Consider the following 18,385-nt stretch of genomic DNA (forward strand, 5'->3'; position numbering starts at 1 on the left):
GTTTAACCTAGGTAACTCTTCACCCCGTTCAGGAACATCTGGGTTGAAATCATAACTAGTAATAAGCCCATCAATCGCTCGACGGCCTTAAGACCTCTCTCACCCAGCATTTTATGGAAGAAGTTATAGAACATGAGAATAAAGAAGGTCGCCCCCCAAGCAATCAAAACCGCAGCAGACAGCTCAACCAAGCTGTCTGGGTTTTGAGTCGAGAGCAATAAAACCGATGCAATGACAGAGGGACCCGCAATCATTGGGATCGCCATAGGTACAATAAAGGGCTCTTCCCCCGCGGCTAAACCCGTCACACTGCCAGCCTGTGGGAAGATCATGCGTATCGCTATGATAAATAGAATAATACCGCCGGATATACTTAGTGTCTCTGGCTCAACGTGTAAGAAGCTTAGTATGCCTTTGCCTGCAAAAAAGGAACAGAAGCAGAATGAGCAAGGCAAAGCACAATTCACGGACCAATACCTTTCTACGTCGCTCTGGGTCGAGGTGTTTAAGTATCGAGAGTATGATGGGAAGGTTGCCGAGCGGGTCCATGATAAGGAATAACATGGTCGCCGCTGAAAGAATATCCATGGATTACAGCCTGCTATCTAAGAATTTTCAGTGGAGTATAGCAGGCTAATTCTTAATTAGTGAGAACAGACTCGCTCGATGTTTAGCGTCCACAGACCCTCATTCTCAATCACTTTCTGCTTTTCGATAAAGAACGCTAGCAAAGCCTCAAGATCAAAGCCTTCTCGGCTACATGTACGGAAAGTAGCATCCGCGCCAAACTGGTCAAGAACGGTTTGCTCTAACTGCTCACGGCTCATAGGTTGCTCACGCAGCAGGTTAAGAACTTTGTGGGCATGGATAGATGTTGTCATGAAGATTACCTCACTAAATAGCGTGCTACTATGCTAGCCAATCTTAGCGTGGCGCATCATGATCTGACGCAAGCCAAAGCGACGCTATATCATTTGAGTTGAACTCGACAGCGCCGAAGCCACAATAAGACCATGCGCAAGGTAGTAGCTTCCCGATACGGCATAACTGGCGCGTTTTGATTGGAAATGGTACTTATCTAGTGCTAGCAGCAACGCTGACAAGGCAAGAGACACCGCCCCCGCAAACCCAATCATCGCCTCAAACGAACGGGTAATTAGCCACGCCTCGCCTGCGGCACACATAAGATGAACCAGTGATAAACCCATCAAGGCAACGGGCATAAGGAATGAATCGAGTCTAGGTAATAGTAATAAGAAGGTGACGATAGCAATGCAGAACAACAATGCAGGCAGCCAAAGCACAAACTCACTGTTCACTTGCCCCCACATGGCCCAGCTATAAGCGAGTTGCGCCGCTATGTATCCAAAAAAACTGAGTTTGGTAAAACGTCGCCACTGCACGACTCCGTCGCTAACAGTAAATAGCACTAACCCTACCAGTATCCACATTTGGTAAGGCTCGAACATGCCCGTATTGATGAGTATGACAGCCAAAAGAGCGTGTGTCAGTCCACTAAACACCACCATTCGGACTTTGTCTCCTTTCTCACCAGCAAAAATAAACAGCAAACACGATAGGGCTACAGCTAGCCAACTCCACATACACACACCTAATTCTTATTTTCGAACCCAGTGTATGAAGCTGATGATGACTGTCCAGTGGCAAGGTTCAAAAGTTGGACTTGTCTTAAACTAAAAAAGTTTGCCTTTGACAGGCCAAGATTCAGTGTGAGTACGTCCCTTTTGTCACTCAAACATAAAAATTACAAAGCAAACGTTTTCCTTTCTTTGCTATGACGTAATATGGTTTTTCCAATGATGGATCATTACCGCTAACGCAAACCAACATCTCCCATTCAGAAAGAAGAGCTTAAATAATTGTTTTATAACCACTAAAATCAAAATCACTCTAACAAAGCGCGCTCATTAACTTTCTAATAACTTAATAAAAGTTACGGTTTTCCTATCACCTCATAAGAAAACCAGCCCTACTTTCTCATCTATCAGTAAATTACCTTCTTAATTAGACACCAAAAACAATGCTTAACTAGGTATTCACCCCAGGTTGACACCAAACCCCCAAAACAAACACCAGTTATAACGAACACTATGTAATCACAAATTTATTCTTAAATAACATATAGTTAATTTAAATCTACATCACAAAACCACGTACGGACAAAATTAACCCAGAATAAATACACTGTTTCTTTGTGGCATTAAGATCATATTTAGGGTGGAAAACTTATAAAAATGGAGTTTTTTTGACAATATCCTTGCCTAAAAGCCAAAACAGGTGCTATTCTTATATCCAACGACAGAATTAATAAAAGGAGCAGTGTTATGATTTCATCTTCTCAGAAGCAAGGTCTAGTGATGATAGCCGTAGTGGTAGGGCTAATGACACTGCCGATGCTTTACTAATAGCGATGAGTAGACGTTAATCTACAAGATCAAAAAAGGGACGCTTAATGCGTCCCTTTTGCTATTTGGGGTAAACACTCTCATTTAGAGATGATGTGTAGCACTTTCTCCCAGTGCACGTAGTAAAAGCCCATTGCAAGCAAGGTGATCAATGCCATCAACCACATGGCGGTGCGCCAAATAAAGCGACTGCTTCTTGGCGTTAACTCTTGTTCACACTCATCACAGGCACGAAGAAATCCTGATTTGTCATCCAACTCAAAGTCTTCTTCATGAACGATCTTGTTGCGAATCGTCGCGATGTATCTCAACTTGCTAATCACGTCATGCGGTAGCCGTTCTTCACAGCTAGTCACAAGTTGATGTAAGCCCTTACCATCGGCGCGATATTGCTGCCTAAGCAACTTCTCTAAGCGCCTCGTTCGTAAAACAACACGTTCAATATCAGACATGTGCATCCCTCCAACCACCAGCGAACTGTGAAAAAAGGTGTGCTGGCTAATGTCCAAAACTTTGGTTCACTCCATTGTTAACCATCTGTATTAAGAATTCGACAATTGTAAGGTAAATTCAAGTAAAGATTTAAACCTAATTCAGCCCGCTTTTGTGTGATATGAGCCTAAAAATCTTGGCTAAACCAACGATGACAGCTTATTTTCTGCTGGTTTTGTGCGATCTTAGTTCCAGCGTACTGAAATGAACGGGGTTTGTATGCCTATCTCTCTGATTATTGCTGTCATTGTACTGATCGCTATTGCTGGTTATCTTTTTGTTTTCATTCAAAGAAAACACACACTTGGTATTGAAGCACCAGAGCGAAAAGCCTCTGTCACCATTCTTGATAAGCAGGTTGTTGCCACCGAAGACCCGACACAAGAAGACGAATACTGGATCTACATTCAAAAAGGCGCGTTTGGCCCCAAAAGAGAGTTCCAGATTGGCGTCCACTACTATCATCACCTCAATCCTGGCGATAAAGGCGTGCTGACTTATCAGGGTGATAAATTCCTACATTTTGCGCTAAATCGTTAAATCCTATAGATTTACGTCGCTTATCAGTCGTGGTAGCGTAACGCTTAGCTCAATCACATGGACGTTAATCATGAGTTTCTATTCTAACGTGAAGCTAAAAGCCGTTTTCACGTGTATCGCGCTGCTTACCTCGGGCTGTAGCTCTGCCTATCAAGGTCGAGTCAATGATGCCGAAGTACACCTGGTCGACTATTTCCAACGTGGTGACGGTGCACAGGCGCTGATTGACAATATGGATGCACTGAGTATCGACCACTCATACGTCATGGGATTGCCTGTGATAAAAAAGTGGGATGCGAGCGCACCTAAGGCACCGCGCTTTGTGTATGGTGACGACACCCCGGTCTACTATTATTCATTCACCGATGAGCTCATTGCGCGCGAGGTAGAATCACTACCGAAGCAAAGCCAAGCTAGGCTGCACCCATTTCTCAGTGGGTTTAACACCACAGATATGAATGCCGCCGAGCACATCGAGCGCGAGCTGACATTTCGTCCCGGGTTTTGGAAGGGTATTGGGGAGGTGATTACTCGTCATGACCATCTAACCGCACTCACCGCCGATGAGAAACCTAGAGCAAACCACCCTGCACTTGCCAAAGTCTATGATTTAGCGGCTAAGCACGATCTTCCCGTACTGCTGCACACCAATATCACCTCACAGCGCGAGGATAATCCGCTTTATCTACAAGAGCTTGAAGAGGCACTCAGTAACCACCCTAACACCCGCTTTCTCTGGGCTCATGCGGGTACCACGACCACACTCACTCGAACCATCAAGATGCGATTTCTCTACCAAACCGTGGCCGACCTTTTGAGTGAGCATGACAATCTGTACATCTTAGCGTCTTGGAGTCTCATTGAGGTCATCGCGCCCCAAGGTCGAGTCGACAGCAGCTGGCTATCATTGATTGAGGCGTATCCTGAGCGGTTTATGATTGGTAGTGATGTCGTGGGTCAATTTCAGTATCAGCAAGGAGCGCTCGCGGTATGGGACCCGGTACTGTCTGCACTGCCTAAACATGTCGCCAACAAAATGGCGTATCAAAACATGCTGACCGTCTTACCGAAAAGCACCCCGTCAGGCGAGAACTAGCTTAACGCCTGAACCTTCTGACTCCAGCGCTGGGCATCCGCCAGCGCTGCAAACACTTGGTTTTGTGATACCCCAAGCTGAGCTCGATGCTTCTCAAGCCCCTGCCAATCGGCGGATTCAAAGCACTCTCCCATCGACAGCAACCGTCCATACGGACCTTGCCTCTCTAGCAGCGCACGTTTGATCTCTTCGCATAATGGCAATTGAGTAATCAATTGGTCGAGGGAGAGATCCATCAAAGCATCCAGAATCGAGAACAAACCGATCATAAATGCTTGATCTTTGTAATCACTAAACGGTGGGTATTTGGTCATCAATCGGCAAAATTGAGCACGTTGCAATGAGAGCTCATAGAGTGCTTTGGGCTTACTGCTCGAAATGAACGACGCGACGGTCAGCGACACAAACAGTTTAAGTTTCTCTTGCCCTAGATACACCAAAGCTTGTCTAAATGAGGAGATTTCAGACTCGAGGCGTGGATTCATGGTATTAACAAACTGCAGCAACTTATAAGAGAGCGTAACGTCTTTAGCAACGATCTGCTCAATCTTGTCAAAGTCCACTTCAGGCATACACACCTGCTGGAACAGCTCCATCGCCACCAACTGCTCAGCGCTGATATAAACCTGCTTTTCCATGACGGGTTTGCTAAAGAAAAAGCCCTGAAAGAACTTAAACCCTGCTTTTTTTGTCAAGAGGAACTCTTGCTCGGTCTCAACACGCTCAGCAAGGTAATGCCTTGGACTGCCCTTGGCTTTTTGGCGCTGAACAAACTCGCATGCCTGCTCGACGCCCATCGACATGATGTCTAGCTTAACGATCTGTACAAACGGTAAGAATCGCTCCCACGAGTCGGTATAGACAAAGTCATCAAGGGCAATGATGTAGCCACTACGGGCTAACTCTTTGACTGCATCATATAACTCATCGTTCGGTTCACAGGTTTCCAGGATCTCAATCACCACGCTCTCTTTGGGTAATATGAGTGGTAGTCTGCGAATCAGACTCTGCTGAGGGAAATTGATAAAGCAGCGTGAACTAGAAAGCGCTGGATTGATACCCAACGATAAGAAATTTTCTGCAATCAACCGGTAGGTGGCACGATTCGCTTCCACGTGAGCCGGAAAGGCGTTCCGTTCTCCATCACGGAACAGCAGCTCGTAACCCAAGGTGTGCCGGCGGACATTAAAAATGGGCTGGCGAGCTACGTAGGTGGCGTACATATCCAAAACGCGGCCTTACGATTTCGCGGCGGCAAGCAAAGCGCCACATCCTACAAACATTGAACCAAATAACTTATTAATGCGTCCCATGACACGATCAGAGCGAATATAACGCCCCATCTGTGAAGCGAGCGACGTATAACCGAGCATAACGATTGAGTCTATCGTTACTGTCGTGATACCAAGAATCATTAGCTGCTGAACTTGGTCGCCAGCAGGGTCGATAAATTGAGGAAACAGTGCGACGAGAAAGACGATCGACTTAGGGTTAGTCAGATTAATCAACACAGCACTGCGCAGCAGTTGACCTGCGGTACGACTTTCATGTTCAGAGCTAGCCTTTACGGATGAGGTATCACGCCACTTTTGAATACCAAGCCAAATCAGGTAAACCACACCCACCCACTTGATAATACTAAATGCCAGCGCTGACTTGGCGACCAAAGCACCGATCCCAGCCCCCACCAGCATAATGTGGATCGCCAAACCGATTTGCAGCCCAGCAATGGCAGCTAGGGATTTACGTGTTCCGTAACTTAGGCCGTTACTGATCGAGTTAACGGTACCCGAACCTGGCGCCAAGCTAAATACGATCGCTGTAACCACATAAGCGAACCAAACATGATAATCCATTGTAATTCCTCACCACTGGTTTACTCTTAACTGAATAAGACGTTCCGTGGAATGATAACCCTGTAAAATGACACAAAAGTGTCTAAAAAACAGCGCATTATACATAAAAATTGAAGCAGGCCCATGTATGCACACGATAAATGCTACTGACATCTCTTATACTCAAGAGCCAGAGTTTGAGCAAGTAATAAACACTCACATTGCTCAATTATGGGAGAATCGACAGGAAGGGAAGCTAAAAGCAAAGGATGGTACCCAATTATACTGGTGCAAATTAACGCACGAGAATCATCAAAAAGCCCTCATCGTGGTCAATGGACGTATTGAATCTGCATGGAAATACCAAGAGCTGTTCTACGACTTCTTCCAACAAGGTTACGACATCTATTCGTTTGACCACAGAGGCCAAGGCCTATCAAGCCACCTGGCCCCTAATCCTGAGATGGGCCACGTCCATGAGTTCGATGACTACCTCGATGACATGGACCTTGTATTAAAGAGTTTTGACTTAAGCCGCTATCAGCAGCGCCATGTCCTTGCTCACTCTATGGGCGGAAATATTGCGACTCGCTATATTCAAACTCGTCCCGCTCACAACTTCGATAAGATTGCTCTCAGTGCGCCTATGTACGGCGTCAATGTGCCATGGTATTTAAAGCCAATCGCTCCATTTGTGGCGCAGATTATGACAGCCATCTACCCGGTGCCAACCTATGCCCCTGGGTATCAAGGCTATGTGGCCAAGCCCTTTGAGATCAACCCGCTCTCCTCAAGCGAGGTCCGCTACCACTGGTTTAGAGACTTATACGAAAGGATGCCGGAATTGAAAATTGGCGGACCAAGCACCCGATGGGTGTGGCAAGGCTTAATGGCTGCCAACCAGTGCATTCAGCAAACCAGGCAGGTAAAGATACCGCTACTTCTGGTGCAAGCTGGCGCCGACCAGATTGTGAGTAATCAAGATCAGCAGCGCTTTGTTAGCAAGCTCTCACGTACCAATCAACACGCCAAGATGGTGACGGTCGAGGGCGCAAAACATGAAGTTTTGTTTGAAAAAGATGCCTACCGAAATCAAGCACTCGATGCCGTAAGCCATTTCTTTTCAAAGCAATAACACGTAACAAAGAAGGTAAATGAGGAAATATTTCTGTCACCCATTTACCCTCTTTTTCTGGTTTAATATCCCCTACAATATCCCTATTAGGTTGCCCCTTTGGCGACTACCCTCCACGTTCGACACGAAGAGAAAGTTATGACCCTTAATCGAGATTCCATCAACATTGTCGCTTCTGATTTAGACGGCACCTTACTGGCTCCAGACCACCTACTGAGTGCTAACACCAAGCAAACGTTAAAGGAACTGCACGCTAAGGGTTACACTTTCATTTTCGCAACCGGTCGTCACCATGTGGACGTCGCAGGCATTCGTCAATCTGTGGGTATTCCTGCCTACATGATTACGTCGAACGGCGCGAGAGTTCATGACCAGCAGGATGAGCTGCTATACAGCCAGAACGTCCCTGAAGACCTAGTACAACCGATCGTTGATGTGCTCAACACCGACAGTGAGCTGTTTGTTCACATGTACCAAGACGATACATGGCTGCTTAACCAAGAAGATGAGTATCTGCGTAAGTTCCACACCGAAACAGGATTTAGCTATCACCTATTTGACGCCAACAATGCGCCAACAGATGGTATCGCCAAGATCTTCATTACCCATCCAAAGCAAGACCACGAACACTTAGTAGAATTTGAGGATGCATTGAGAGCCAAATTTGGTGACTCTTTGAATATCGCCTTCTCGACGCCTTGGTGCCTAGAAGTGATGGCGAAAGAAGTGTCTAAAGGTGATGCACTAAAAGCGGTCGCCGAGAAGCTTGGCTTAGGTCTTGAGAACTGCATCGCCTTTGGTGATGGCATGAACGATGTTGAAATGCTGACGATGGCGGGACATGGTTATGTGATGGAAAACGCGCACGACAAAGTGAAAAAAGCCCTACCAAATAACACCGTTATTGGCAGCAACGCCGATGATGCCGTCGCTGAATTTTTGAAAAAGCATCTGCTATAAGCCGAATATCCACAATCAAACTCCCATGCTCACCCCTATATAGCGCATATCCTAGCTATTGGGCGTGGGAGTTTTGTTTTTAACTCTATCTCGTTGATGACCAGTCGCTTGTTTAGCGCGCCACTCGACCCAAAATCGCAGACCACTCGGTTTCTGACACTGGCATGACCGACAAACGGTTACCACGCTTCACTAGCGGCATGTTTTCCAGTTCCGGCATGGTTTTGAGCACACTTAACGGCAGCACACGCTTAAACTTTTCGACATATTCAATGTCTACCATTAACCAACGTGGGTTATCGGGTTCAGCTTTCGCATCGTAATAGTCGCTATTGATATCAAATTGGAAATGATCGGGATACGCCTCTCTAGTAATACGAGCGATACCGGCAACCCCTATGGTTTTGCACGATGAGTGATAGATCAGCACTAAGTCGCCAAGCTTCATCTCATCACGAATCATGTTTCGTGCTTGATAATTGCGGATCCCTTCCCAGCATGAGCTCCCTTTGACACGCAGAGTGTCGATGGAAAACTCATCGGGTTCTGTTTTAAATAGCCAATATGCCATAATGGTCTAGATACCTGTGATCGTTCTAAATAAGGAAAATTTAATGACAATGTCGCGCCTACCGCTTGCGGTTGCTCCGCTCATATTGCTTCAAGCATGTTCGTCTTTCAATACAGAGACGCCGCCAAGCGCGCCTCCAGTACCTTCTGCGGAGCTATCACGTCCAGAAACTATCACACCACAAACCTATGTCATGCGCGGCCAAGCTGTTATTGGACACGAGACCCGCACCATTCAGCCTTGTGGCAGTCAGCATCAATATTGGCTAGATTTACCTAAAGAGGTTCGTCCTGAGGCAGAAAAGCTCACTCGTGAGCCTTATCAGCCAATATATGCGGAAGTGGTTGGCTATCTAGAGCCGCCGAGCCATCGTGGGTTTGATTCCGATTACACTGGCCGCTTTGTGGTGAAACACGTTAACCTGCTAACCGCAGAAAACCCCAAGCGCTGCGATCAACCGCTGCGACCAACACAAGTACTTGGCAATGAACCTTTCTGGTCTCTCAAGTTCGACAGCGCCAAGCAGGCGAGCTTTGCGATGATGGGTGAAGATAAACAGTCGCTCACACTCAAAGATCGTAAAGTGACTCAAACCACCCGCCGTTATGAGTTTGATGATGCCAATCTTCAAATGAGCAGCAAGCTTTGCAATGACACCATGAGCGACTCTATCTATGGCTGGACAGGTGTGCTGACCATGAACGGTCAAACTCGACAAGGCTGTGCCACGCTTTCGAACTCGGATACTACGCTAAACTGGGCTGGCAGTTATGTGGCGCAATCCACCGAGACCGCGGGCTTTACCATCTCGATGACGCTGCTTCCTGATCACACCGCTATCACTCGCTACGAGTACCCAGATGACTCTCCAGCAACCGAAGAGCGTGGCTTTTGGCAACAACTGAACAATCAGCAAGTCCAGGTCATCATGACGCGCCACCAGCAGCAGTATTTAGTGTCACAACGCATTTTCACCCTAGACGGCAATAAGCTGGTCGCTAAGCAAGAGAAGGTAGGCGATATCGTCTACCCAATCGCGAACGGTGGTTTAGTGCTTTATAAGGGCGAATAGAACCAACTATGAGCCAGAAGTGTCCACGCTGTGGTTTTATCCACAACTGCTACTGTGAGGCGATCCCAACGATCGCCTCTGATCTTTGTTTTACCCTACTCACTCACCCTAACGAGCCACCACGCGCCACCAATACTGGCAAGCTTATCGATAAATTATTTGATGACTGCACAATTACTGAGTGGCAACGCAAGTCGCCGTGCGAACGCTGCTTGCCTGACACTAGCCCTCATAGTCCAGTACTGGTATTTCCGTGTGAAGAAAGTGTGCTGCTTGCTAAATGGCACCAGAAACAGCAAGGTGCGAAAAGTAATTTCATTGTGCTTGATGGGACGTGGCAAGAAGCCCAAAAGATGCTTAACCGCAGCGCTTGGCTGCAATCGCTGCCCAAAGTACACCTTGATAGCGCCGAGCTATCGCAATACCAATTAAGAAGAAACCAAGAGCCGGGCAATCTCTGCACCTTTGAGGTGTGCGCCGAGATTACTCGAGAGGTAGGAAATGAACATGACGCCAATGCCATGCTCACGTTCTTTGAAGACTACTTGCTGCGCTTTCAGGCAGAGCGCAGCGGACATGCGTTAACGCGCTAGCCTCTATCGCTCAGCGCGTAACTCAAGTAACTGCTCGATGTCGCTAATCTCGACATCTGGCAGCACTTTCATTCGGCGTGTGTCACGAGGCGTGAATCCTTTATCGTTAAACCAACAAGCACTGAAGCCATTACGCTTCGCTCCCTCAACATCGGTTACCACATGATCGCCGACATGCAGAATGTGCTGACGCGGCAAGGCCAAAAAGTCTGCGGCTTTATCAAACATGTCCGCAAAGGGCTTGGCTCTGCCATCAGGGCCCGCCTTAAGCACTAAGGCAAAGTATTGACTCAACCCGATCTTGTCGACATTCACATTGCCATTAGTGATCGCGACCAACGGCATTGCGGCACTCAACTTACTCAAAACCTGATGTGTTTCATGTGGAACATCGAAGTCACTACGCCACTCCAATACATGACGAATTAAGGTTTTTGCAGCCTCGGTAGCTTTAGGATCATCGTAACCCAAATGCTCCAAACCCTGCTTCACTTGCTGATAACGCCACTCTGTGACGTCGTGTTTCAGCATAGGATTTTGCTCTATCAGCTTAAACTTAAAGGCCTGCCACTGCGCTTTATCCCACTGCTGACTGATCGGATGGGTTTGTAGTAGCCATTGTGTGGCTTTTTGTTCGACCTCGCGAATAATCGGCCAGTTATCGTAAAGCGTATCGTCGAGATCAAAGGTCATCGCCTTGATCGGTTCTAAACTGCGATAGAAGCGCATCAGGAATCCTCTTGTTGCTTAGGCTTACCTTTCTTATGTGCTCTTGGGTGAGCTTGATCATACGCTTGGGCAAGATGTTGGAAATCAAGGTGAGTATAGATTTGTGTGGTCGAGATATTCTCATGGCCCAGCAACTCTTGAACCGCACGCAGGTTGTTGCTCGACTCTAGCATGTGCGTCGCAAAAGAGTGACGCAGTTTGTGCGGACTAACGTGGCTCGCCAATGATTGCTTCTGTCCCCACTCTGCCATACGCTTTTGCACGCTGCGGTGTGAAATACGGGTACCAAGCTTTGAGACAAATAAGGCTGGCTCACCGGGTTTAGCCAACTCCCCACGAACCTTTAACCATTTCTCCGCCCACTCTGCCGCATAGCCCGAAAACGGCACCTTACGCTCTTTGTTACCTTTACCAATCACACGGATCTCTCCGCTCGATAGATTGAGGTGTTTAACATCGATGCCGACCATTTCCGCCAAGCGAAGACCTGCACCATACATCATCTCCATCATGGCACGATCGCGAATCGCCAATGGATCGGTCTCATCCACTTCCAGCAGCTGAGAAACCTCATCAACATCCAAATTCTTAGGGAGCGGCCTTTGCTTGCGCGGGGCACTGACGCCTTTCGCTGGGTTCGCCGTTAGCTCTCCTCTCAAGATAAGAAAGTCAAAGAAGCTGCGTAGTGAGGATAAGCGCGTGGCAATACTGCTGGCTTTCATGCCTTCACGCATGCCTTTACCAGCCAACTGCCTCACCCAACCAGCATCAACTTGAGTCCAGGCTTTTACACCCATCTCATTTAAGTGCTGACCCATGGTTTCTAGTTGCTGACGATAGTTGCGTTGAGTGTGTAGGCTAAGCCCCTTCTCACTACGAAGGTATTCGTAGAACTTATCGAGTGGCTTTTGCAGTCCACTCGGCAAGTTAATCTTAGGCGTGGCTTGGTCTGACATTGTCTTCCTCTTGCACCTGCCAATCGAGGTGCTCACAAAGATAGGACACCACCAAAGCGAGATGGCGTAAAAACAGGGTATCCATATCCGGTTGGAAATGACCACCATCTTCACTTGAGAAGATCAGCAATCCTTGCGCGAACTTACGTTTAAGAGGCAGCACTACATATGAGCCGAGCTCTGGCACGTGACCATCGGCAATCTGCTGCTCAGTAAATAGCATAGTACGATCGGCCTGACGCAGGCGGCCAAGATAAGCGTCTTTGCCATTCAAATGGTTAGTGGTGAAACGCTGCCAACTCTCGAGTGAGAGTGGATCGGCGCTGTCATCGCTGTCGATAAGCTTTAGGTAGCCACGCAGGTTAAGCCCCGCTGCCGTTTGCTTAATGGCGGATATGACGCTTTGTAAATCATGGCACTTCAAGAGGTTCTCTTGCAGCGACATGAACTCATAGAAGGTTTTATCGTTGCGAGCAGCCAGAGACATCAATGCGGTGATCTCTTCCTCAAGCGCTTCAATACGTTCACGCTGTCGCTGCAACTGAATACCAACCAAGGACACGGCGCCTTGCTGTTGGTGCGGGAGGGAAAGGGATTCTACTAGTGATTCTCTACCCTTAAAAAAATCTGGATGATCAGAAAGATACTCGGCTACCACTTCTGCTGTTAGGTGGCTTGCTTCAAACTCAGACAAAATGCTTCCCTTTAATCCCTGTCAAATAGATAAAAAAATGGCGGGCCAGTGAACGGCCCGCCATTAGTATAATGGGTTATTGGCTAACAAGAAATCTGCCCATCGAAAACGTGAGCCGCCGCGCCAGTCATATAGAGCGGATGACCCGGCCCCTTCCAACTGATTTTAAGGTCACCACCTGGCAGATGCACTTTTACGGTTTCATCTAATAGACCTTGCACAATGCCAACTGCAACCGCGCCACAAGCACCACTTCCACACGCTTGTGTTTCGCCCGCGCCGCGTTCATAAACACGAAGGTTAACTTCACCGCGACTTAGCACTTGCATAAAGCCCGCGTTTACGCGCTCTGGAAAGCGCTCGTGCGACTCTAAAAGAGGGCCTAATGTGTCCACGTCTGCGGTTTCTGTATCATCGACAACCGTCACTACATGCGGATTGCCCATACTCACTGCCCCACAGAACAAGGTATGGTCACCAGCACGCAGAATATAGGTCTTCTCTTTCTGCTTCGCCTTAAATGGGATCTTGTTTGGCTCGAACTCCGGTTGGCCCATATTGACCGTCACGAGATCGTTCTCTTCCAACTTAAGAACCATTTTGCCTTTCTTGGTACTGACACTGATGCTGTACTTGTTGGTCAGCCCTTTCATCTGCACAAAGCGAGCAAAGCAGCGCGCGCCGTTACCACATTGCTCAACCTCACTACCGTCAGAATTGAAGATGCGGTAATGAAAATCCGTCTCTGGATCGTAAGGAGCTTCAACAATCAGTAATTGGTCAAAACCAACACCAGTATGCCTATCTGCTAAACGGCGGATAAGCTCAGGCGAAAAGAAAACGTTCTGGGTAATACAATCAACAACCATAAAGTCGTTACCCAGACCGTGCATTTTAGAAAAGTGGAAGTGCATAGTGGTTCAGTTACTCCGGCAAAATGCTTTCTAATTCCCAAAGACTCTCAAGTGTTTCACGCTTACGAACAAGGTGCGCCTTATCTCCATCCACCATCACTTCCGCCACGCGCGGACGAGTGTTGTAGTTTGAAGACATAACAAAGCCATAGGCACCCGCTGAGCGCACAGCCAGTAGATCATTTGGCTCTAGCACCAAGGCACGGTCTTTACCGATAAAGTCACCCGTTTCACAAATTGGACCGACCAAATCGTATGTCGTCGCATCACCTTCACGAGGTGCCACTGGGATGATGTCTTGCCAAGCTTGGTACAGCGCAGGACGCATAAGATCGTTCATTGCCGCGTCGATAATCGCGAAATTTTTGTGCTCAGTGTGTTTTAGGAATTCAACCTTGGTCAGAAGCACACCAGCATTCGCGGCAATTGCACGACCCGGTTCAAAGATAAGCTCAAGCTCTGGATGGTTCTCTAAGCGAGCCAGTAGCGCTTTAGCATAATCCGAAGGTTGTGGTGGCAGTTCGTCACGATAAACCACACCAAGACCACCGCCCACATCAAGGTGACGAATATCCACACCGTCAGCGCGCAGTTGGTCGATAAGCGCGAGCAAGCGATCGGTCGCATCGATAAAAGGTTCAATGTCCGTTAGCTGCGAGCCGATGTGACAATCAATACCGTGAACCGCAAGGTTGTCTAGGCTTTGTGCAAACTTGTACACTGCAGGGGCACGGTCGAATGCGATACCGAACTTATTATCACGAAGACCGGTTGAAATATAAGGGTGCGTGTTGGCGTCAACATCTGGGTTAATACGCAGAGAAATTGGCGCAATCACGCCCATTTCACCCGCAACTTGGTTGAGACGCTCAAGCTCTGGTTCAGACTCGACGTTAAAGCATTTAATACCCAGCTCTAGTGCGCGGCGCATCTCTTGTGCCGTTTTACCGACGCCAGAGAAAACCACTTTACTTGGATCGCCGCCCGCGGCTACCACACGCTCTAGCTCGCCGCCCGAGACAATATCAAAGCCTGAGCCTAAACGTGCGAGTGCATTAAGTACACCGATGTTCGAGTTTGCTTTCACCGCATAGCACACAAGGTGTGGATGATCGCCGACAGATTTATCAAACGCATTCCAGTGACGCTCTAGCGTCGCGCGCGAATAAACATAAAGTGGTGTGCCGTATTGCTCGGCTAGTTCGGTAAGTGACGTATTCTCGGCCCAAAGCTGGCCATCGTCCTGATAGTTGAAATAATCCAAATCCTGTATCCCTTTACACTGTGTCGATGGCGGTCGTTATTGTGCTTGCTCGTTTGCTGGCGCTTCTTCTGCAGGAAGATAAAGTGGACCCATTTGGCCGCATCCCGCAAGTCCAACCACAACGAGCATAAAAATTGCCGTAATCGTCTTTTTCATTTTGCATGTCGTGATTATTGAATCAATGCCCCCTATAATCGCACCACGAATTAGAAAAGCAATAGGATTACAAAATGAACGACACGGAATTTCACCAATTAGTCGATGAGCAGATGCAAAACATCGAAGAGGCGATTGACGATTCAGGTGCAGATATCGATTACGAAGTGACAGGCAACGTCATGACGCTAGAATTTGAAGACCGCAGTCAAATCATCATTAACCGCCAAGAGCCTATGCATGAGATTTGGCTAGCGTCTAAATCAGGTGGTTTCCACTTCAAATTGATTGAAGGTAAATGGACATGCTCAAAGACTCAGCTTGAGCTGATGGCGATGGTAAAAGAAGAGTGTGAAAAGCATGCTGGCGAATCTATCGACTGGGTCTAACCCCAATCGATAGTCATTACGCATTAACGGCTTTTGAATTTCTCGAGTTTGGAGAGCCACCATCATTACGATAAGGAATGATGTAAGGTTCTCCCTCCTCGGCATGCACTAACTGGTAGTACTGAGGAAGGTTAAAGTTAATCAGTTTCGATGACACCTCTCCACCATTATCCACATTGGAGGTGTAGAAGCTGTTCACACTCGCGATCATCTCATCTTTACTGCCACGCATCTGGTGGTAAACCTCCACCTGATTCGACTCATCCAACACATAGATGTTGAAGCCGTTATCCGTGTCTTCAAAGAAGAACTGAATCAAGCCCTCACTCGCAAACCCATCGACCACTTCTGGAAGCTGATACTCTTCTTCGCGATCAAGCATGAGCAGTGGCGAGCCTTGAAGCTTATTAGTCGAGATGCTGCGATAGAAGTCCACCGAGTTCTCAAGCTTTTGGACTGACACGCCGCGACGCTCAAAGAATAAGCCATACATCTGATTCGCGACTTTGAGTGCTTTGAAACGACGACGCTTCTCTTGGTCGATCGGCTTCAATCTCAATTCAATACACTCGGCGAGAAGTTGATAGACGGTATTTCTCAGCACGCCACGAAGGTTCTTGCTATAACAGAAAACGTCGACAGACTCTGGCGGCAGCGCATCTTGGTGCATCTTACCCAACACCGTTTTCAGCGCATCAAGCATGGCGGTATCACCTTCAAAATGAAGGGTACGCACTTCATGCCAAGAGTTGCGATAGACCAGGTCTACAGAGCCGATCAGGCTTTGCCCTTCGCTACCAAAGCTCAGGATATCAACGTTTTTGAGGTCCACTTTAGAGGCTTTTGCCGACAAGTCCTTGGTTGGGTCGTTCTCAAAGTTGATGAACATCGCCAACTGACTTATCTCACACGGGCTACCAAGCGCCTGCATACTTGGGCGGCGCTTACGCAGTGAGAAGGTGTTTCGTAGATCGCTCACCATTTGATAGAACTTGTCGATATCAATATGAGCATCACGCACCACAGAATTGAGTCGTGTTGACTCGGTGATTAAGCCATTGAAAAACGCCCATGCCACGAGCTTACTGAGGTACTCGTTATGCTCGAGTGGTGCTTGACCCAAGATTCGGTGCGGGATCAACGGCTGCTTGTACAGGTACCAGCCTGATTGATAACTCTTACCTTCCTGCACCTCGATAAAGGTAAGGTCAGGTTCGTGTAAGTCAGGCGAGATCTGCGGATTGAGCAGAGTAACCTTACCCGGCAACACCTCAAATGCCGCATACAGCTTGCGCGCCAAGATACTGATATCTTGTGGGCTGATCGCAGAAGTAATGTCATTGCGTCGTGCAAACTGGATAAGGTTACGATAGCTAAGCATGAGCGCATCAAGCAAGTCGTTGTGAACGCGCATCACCTGCTCAACCTTCCAGTTACGGCGATCGTCTAGCTCTTGCAATACCTCAAGTGACCAGTTCCATTTTGTCGTCATATGCGACAGCGCTTCACGGCGCCACGGCATAGAACCAATGCCTGGTTCACGAGAAAGCTTCTCGTGTGTTTTGAGATAGAAACAGCGACGAACAAGGTCGAGACGCGTGGAATCTCCGATACGCTCAAGGTATCGAGTCACCTTTTCGAGCATCAGGTAGTAGGCATCCATCCCGTAGAGATCAGGCTCATGGGCAAAGAAGCGACGCTTAGTGTCGATGCTTAGCAGTTGCGTATGCGGATATTCCCAGGAATAGGCCTCAAGTAGGATCGCCTTTAACACCGATTTATACGGTGAGTCGATACTCTTATAGAGCTGCCATAAGCTAGAGCCAAAGTACTCTTCCGCTGGGATGCGATTTAAGCGACCGAAGTCGATCCACTCATCGCAATTGATGTGACCTTTTTGGCACATTTCAGCGACATAATCCTCGTAGCATTCCTCCATCTCAGGGGGAACGATTTGCCACAATAGTCGCTGACCACCCAGCCTAACGGCTGAGCGATAGAATTCATCAAGCAATAGCAGGTGTTGTGAGGAGCCACAGTTGTCGCCCGTCATCTCCTCAGAGATGTTGCTGCGAAAACGCTCCTCATCCATCAAGAAGAAGTTCGCTTCTACCCCTAGCCCTTTGGCCCAGTCGGTGATCAATAAGCATTTATTGCTGAGTTTCTCACGAGACTTGGTCGACATCTCAGGTGAAATACACACCCAGATATCCAAGTCACTCGAGGTACTTTGACCAATAGATGAGGTACTACCCATGGTGTAAAGACCAAGGATGTCATTCTCTGTCGGCTCTGGGAGTGGTTGACCAAGCGCTAAGGCAATGTCGTCAAGGAACTGCTGCTGTAGAGCATTCGCTTCAAAACCAAACAGGCCGCATGGGCTTTCTGCTTCATAGAAGCCAGGGATGATGGGGTGATTGAAATGGAAAAGGGCTGGAATCAGTTGGAATACACGCTGTCCTTGGAGATCCATAAGCGCCAGCGCGCGCTCAATACGCTGCTGGTTAAGGGTATCTAACCTTTGGATGAGAGTTTGAGTGTATGCCTGCAAGGGTGATTCCTA

Annotated in this window: 20 protein-coding genes and 1 pseudogene; 7 read left to right on the top strand and 14 right to left on the bottom strand. The window is 47.8% G+C overall.

Annotation, left to right across the window (positions count from 1 at the left end):
* Positions 1 to 2 precede the first annotated feature (2 nt).
* From AC6I8Y_RS15995 to AC6I8Y_RS16010, 4 genes and pseudogenes are all read right to left on the bottom strand, one after another.
* Positions 3 to 588: pseudogene (locus tag AC6I8Y_RS15995) on the bottom strand (YhgN family NAAT transporter).
* Positions 589 to 644: 56 nt separating this feature from the next.
* On the bottom strand, positions 645 to 881 hold the full coding sequence (locus AC6I8Y_RS16000; RefSeq protein WP_042478773.1) for a YecH family metal-binding protein: 237 nt from the start codon (positions 879 to 881) through the stop codon (positions 645 to 647).
* A gap of 84 nt (positions 882 to 965) precedes the next feature.
* On the bottom strand, positions 966 to 1,604 hold the full coding sequence (locus tag AC6I8Y_RS16005) for a lysoplasmalogenase family protein (RefSeq protein WP_498020541.1): 639 nt from the start codon (positions 1,602 to 1,604) through the stop codon (positions 966 to 968).
* Between the two features lie 902 nt (positions 1,605 to 2,506).
* A complete protein-coding gene (locus AC6I8Y_RS16010; RefSeq protein WP_042478771.1) occupies positions 2,507 to 2,878 on the bottom strand; it encodes a hypothetical protein in 372 nt (123 codons plus the stop codon).
* 259 nt (positions 2,879 to 3,137) lie between these two features.
* On the opposite strand from AC6I8Y_RS16010, the gene AC6I8Y_RS16015 reads away from it, so the two are divergent.
* Both AC6I8Y_RS16015 and AC6I8Y_RS16020 read left to right on the top strand, forming a co-directional pair.
* Positions 3,138 to 3,458 (top strand): DUF2500 domain-containing protein, encoded by a 321-nt coding sequence (locus AC6I8Y_RS16015; protein ID WP_498020542.1) that lies wholly within the window; start codon positions 3,138 to 3,140, stop codon positions 3,456 to 3,458.
* Between the two features lie 70 nt (positions 3,459 to 3,528).
* Positions 3,529 to 4,554, top strand: a complete 1,026-nt coding sequence (locus AC6I8Y_RS16020; protein WP_498020543.1) for an amidohydrolase family protein — start codon at positions 3,529 to 3,531, stop codon at positions 4,552 to 4,554.
* Here AC6I8Y_RS16020 and AC6I8Y_RS16025 read toward each other — a convergent pair.
* Together AC6I8Y_RS16025 and rhtB are read right to left on the bottom strand one after the other, a co-directional pair.
* Positions 4,551 to 5,777: an EAL and HDOD domain-containing protein gene (locus tag AC6I8Y_RS16025; RefSeq protein ID WP_394154731.1), complete on the bottom strand. Its 1,227-nt coding sequence runs from the start codon at positions 5,775 to 5,777 to the stop codon at positions 4,551 to 4,553. The two genes, AC6I8Y_RS16020 and AC6I8Y_RS16025, sit on opposite strands and share 4 nt — an antisense overlap.
* Before the next feature lie 15 nt (positions 5,778 to 5,792).
* Positions 5,793 to 6,410, bottom strand: a complete 618-nt coding sequence (rhtB, locus tag AC6I8Y_RS16030) for a homoserine/homoserine lactone efflux protein (protein WP_234494944.1) — start codon at positions 6,408 to 6,410, stop codon at positions 5,793 to 5,795.
* Positions 6,411 to 6,537: 127 nt separating this feature from the next.
* Between rhtB and AC6I8Y_RS16035 the strand changes: the two genes are divergently transcribed.
* Both AC6I8Y_RS16035 and AC6I8Y_RS16040 read left to right on the top strand, forming a co-directional pair.
* Entirely contained in the window at positions 6,538 to 7,524 is a 987-nt protein-coding gene (locus tag AC6I8Y_RS16035; protein WP_498020544.1) for an alpha/beta fold hydrolase, read from the top strand.
* Between the two features lie 138 nt (positions 7,525 to 7,662).
* Complete coding sequence (locus AC6I8Y_RS16040; protein WP_394154708.1) at positions 7,663 to 8,484, top strand: Cof-type HAD-IIB family hydrolase; 822 nt, start codon at positions 7,663 to 7,665, stop codon at positions 8,482 to 8,484.
* A 112-nt stretch (positions 8,485 to 8,596) separates the two neighbouring features.
* Here AC6I8Y_RS16040 and AC6I8Y_RS16045 read toward each other — a convergent pair whose 3' ends face one another.
* Positions 8,597 to 9,055 carry an EVE domain-containing protein gene (locus AC6I8Y_RS16045; protein ID WP_394154710.1) on the bottom strand — a complete coding sequence of 153 codons (459 nt, stop codon included), beginning with the start codon at positions 9,053 to 9,055 and terminating at the stop codon, positions 8,597 to 8,599.
* A gap of 43 nt (positions 9,056 to 9,098) precedes the next feature.
* On the opposite strand from AC6I8Y_RS16045, the gene AC6I8Y_RS16050 reads away from it, so the two are divergent.
* Together AC6I8Y_RS16050 and AC6I8Y_RS16055 are read left to right on the top strand one after the other, a co-directional pair.
* Positions 9,099 to 10,127, top strand: coding sequence for a COG3650 family protein (locus AC6I8Y_RS16050; RefSeq protein WP_128650161.1), 1,029 nt, complete (start codon positions 9,099 to 9,101; stop codon positions 10,125 to 10,127).
* Between the two features lie 8 nt (positions 10,128 to 10,135).
* Positions 10,136 to 10,720: a tRNA-uridine aminocarboxypropyltransferase gene (locus AC6I8Y_RS16055; protein WP_394154713.1), complete on the top strand. Its 585-nt coding sequence runs from the start codon at positions 10,136 to 10,138 to the stop codon at positions 10,718 to 10,720.
* Between the two features lie 3 nt (positions 10,721 to 10,723).
* Here the strand turns inward: AC6I8Y_RS16055 and yigB are convergent, their stop codons facing one another.
* The 6 genes from yigB to lptM form a co-directional block, all read right to left on the bottom strand.
* A complete protein-coding gene (gene yigB / locus AC6I8Y_RS16060) occupies positions 10,724 to 11,449 on the bottom strand; it encodes a 5-amino-6-(5-phospho-D-ribitylamino)uracil phosphatase YigB (RefSeq protein WP_498020545.1) in 726 nt (241 codons plus the stop codon).
* Positions 11,449 to 12,405 carry a tyrosine recombinase XerC gene (gene xerC, locus AC6I8Y_RS16065; RefSeq protein WP_498020546.1) on the bottom strand — a complete coding sequence of 319 codons (957 nt, stop codon included), beginning with the start codon at positions 12,403 to 12,405 and terminating at the stop codon, positions 11,449 to 11,451. The genes yigB and xerC overlap by 1 nt, the downstream gene beginning before the upstream one ends.
* Positions 12,383 to 13,099 (bottom strand): DUF484 family protein, encoded by a 717-nt coding sequence (locus AC6I8Y_RS16070; RefSeq protein ID WP_234494937.1) that lies wholly within the window; start codon positions 13,097 to 13,099, stop codon positions 12,383 to 12,385. Before AC6I8Y_RS16070 ends, xerC begins: the two co-directional genes overlap by 23 nt.
* Positions 13,100 to 13,182: 83 nt before the next feature.
* Positions 13,183 to 14,013 carry a diaminopimelate epimerase gene (gene dapF / locus AC6I8Y_RS16075; RefSeq protein WP_498020548.1) on the bottom strand — a complete coding sequence of 277 codons (831 nt, stop codon included), beginning with the start codon at positions 14,011 to 14,013 and terminating at the stop codon, positions 13,183 to 13,185.
* 10 nt (positions 14,014 to 14,023) lie between these two features.
* Positions 14,024 to 15,277 (bottom strand): diaminopimelate decarboxylase, encoded by a 1,254-nt coding sequence (lysA, locus tag AC6I8Y_RS16080; protein ID WP_042478751.1) that lies wholly within the window; start codon positions 15,275 to 15,277, stop codon positions 14,024 to 14,026.
* A gap of 36 nt (positions 15,278 to 15,313) precedes the next feature.
* Positions 15,314 to 15,433, bottom strand: coding sequence for an LPS translocon maturation chaperone LptM (gene lptM / locus AC6I8Y_RS16085; protein WP_419153417.1), 120 nt, complete (start codon positions 15,431 to 15,433; stop codon positions 15,314 to 15,316).
* Positions 15,434 to 15,507: 74 nt separating this feature from the next.
* On the opposite strand from lptM, the gene cyaY reads away from it, so the two are divergent.
* Positions 15,508 to 15,822 (top strand): iron donor protein CyaY, encoded by a 315-nt coding sequence (gene cyaY, locus AC6I8Y_RS16090; protein ID WP_128650156.1) that lies wholly within the window; start codon positions 15,508 to 15,510, stop codon positions 15,820 to 15,822.
* Positions 15,823 to 15,838: 16 nt separating this feature from the next.
* Here the strand turns inward: cyaY and AC6I8Y_RS16095 are convergent, their stop codons facing one another.
* Positions 15,839 to 18,373 (bottom strand): class I adenylate cyclase, encoded by a 2,535-nt coding sequence (locus AC6I8Y_RS16095; protein WP_234494935.1) that lies wholly within the window; start codon positions 18,371 to 18,373, stop codon positions 15,839 to 15,841.
* Positions 18,374 to 18,385 lie beyond the last annotated feature (12 nt).

The sequence above is a fragment of the Vibrio sp. KUL78 genome, from assembly GCF_059725505.1.